We start from the raw sequence: 1,962 nt of genomic DNA on the forward strand, positions 1-1,962 counted from the left end.
GCGATACTGATAGCTGCTGAAGATCCCATCCCTCGCTTTTCCGGAATAGCCGAGTCAATTTGACAACGGATGCAAGCTTCTTTGATATTCAGATACTCGAGAGAAGCATAAACTGCCATAGACAAGGTGTCCTCTTCAAAAAGACGCCATGGTGTCGCTGCAGGAACTACCCGACAAGTCACCTCTACCTCTAAAAGAGGCAAAGAAATGGCTGGGTAGCCATAAACCACTGCATGCTCTCCTATTAAAATAATTTTCCTGGTAAAAAATTCTACTTTGTTGGCAGAATTTTACTTGAATTATACTTAAAATTTGGACATAAGCTTTAAGTGTATTAGTCTTGCTTAACTTAATACTTATTCTAGCATTCAATCTATTGGCTTATCAGCGCCAGAAATTTCACTGCACCCTACTTTTTTTCATCTTCCAAAATGTCGCTTCGCACTCCGATATTATCGGCAGTAGATATTTTTTAGCTCATTTAGCGCCTTACCCAAAAATGCCACTCGTCGATGATTATATCCACATTTGTAGCATTTTTTTAAACATATTGCAAAAAAATCCTCGAGCGCGTAAGCGAATGAAATGTCTATAAAAGTCGCCTGACCGAAATCGATTGTGAGCTTTTTCCGGCATACCCGGAGACGTAGATCATCTACAATACGCGCGCTATCAGTAAAAAATATCGGTCCGATAATCTCGACAAATTTCGCATCGTCGAGATATAGAGTTTGATAGCAAATTTCTTTTTGCCTTTGCGCGAATCGGCATAATACGTTATCCATGCAAGCACTACGCCCACGCCCACGGCAAAGATGAGATCCACAAACACCGTTAGCAAAAATACGGCGATCATCACGAATGCGTCTTTTTTCGGTACGTGCGTTAAGCCTGCGCAGCATGCGATAATCTAGGATATCGACGCCTACCTTTATCAAAATCCCCGCCAGCACCGCTAGCGGCACATATGCGACTGCTCGTGCAAACACCAATACCGCCAGTAGCAAAAATACTGAGTGCGTGATCCCAGATAGTCTACCAAGCCCGCCCGCTTTTATATTTGCGACCGTTCTCATCGTAGCGCCTGCTCCCGAAATACCGCCGACAAAGCCCACGAGTGCATTACCGATACCTTGACCGATGAGCTCTTGATTTGAGGAGTGTTTGGTTTTGGTGATAGAATCCGCCACAAGCGAAGTTAGCAGCGAATCTATCGTGCCTAAAATCGCTAAAATTAACCCATATCCTACGATGGAACCAATGTGAGTTAAATTCGGTACCGGCACCGTAAAGCTAGCAAAGCCCGTAGGAATCGCGCCTATTGTAGGTGCGTCAAGGCTCATTGCATAGCAAATCGGAGTTAGGACTACTAGCGCCAAAAGCGACGTAGGCACAAGCCTTGAGAGCTTTTTGGGAGTAAGATATAAGATCGCCAGCGTCGCTACGCTAAGACCGAGTGCTGCGGGATTTAGATGCGCGATGCTCTGAGGGATAGCGACGATCGCGTCCGTAATTTTGCCTAAGCCCTTTTGCCCTAACATCGGATTTATCTGAAGCAAAATTATGATGACGCCCACGCCGTTCATAAAGCCTGAAACGACCGAATACGGGATATATTTGATAAATTGCCTAAGCGCAAAATTCCAAAAGCGATCTGAAAGAGCCCCACCGCGGCAAATACCGCCATCACCGAGCCGATCTCAAGTGCGCCCGTATTGCTCGTAAATTTCACGACCACGGCGGCGCTTACGACCGTCATAGGTCCCGTAGGTCCTGAGATTTGCATTTTTGTGCCGCCGAAAGCCGCCGCAAAAAACCCTAACACGATCGCCCCCCAGATACCTGCACTAGCTCCTAGCCCGCTTGCGATACCAAACGCTAACGCCAACGGTAACGCGATAATGCCTGCAGTCAGTCCGCCCGTAATGTCGCCTTTTATATTCAAAATACTCTCCAAAAATT

The 1,962-nt window shown here is 46.1% G+C and carries 1 protein-coding gene and 1 pseudogene; both read right to left on the reverse strand.

Annotated elements, in window-relative coordinates; translation table 11 throughout:
* Positions 1 to 230, reverse strand: a 230-nt coding sequence (locus Q0140_RS11330) for a hypothetical protein (protein ID WP_297964661.1), incomplete at its 3' end; no start/stop codon positions are given.
* Positions 231 to 452: 222 nt separating this feature from the next.
* Positions 453 to 1,957: pseudogene (locus tag Q0140_RS11335) on the reverse strand (SulP family inorganic anion transporter).
* Positions 1,958 to 1,962: the final 5 nt, after the last annotated feature.

Source organism: uncultured Campylobacter sp., from assembly GCF_938045405.1.
Taxonomy (GTDB): domain Bacteria; phylum Campylobacterota; class Campylobacteria; order Campylobacterales; family Campylobacteraceae; genus Campylobacter_B.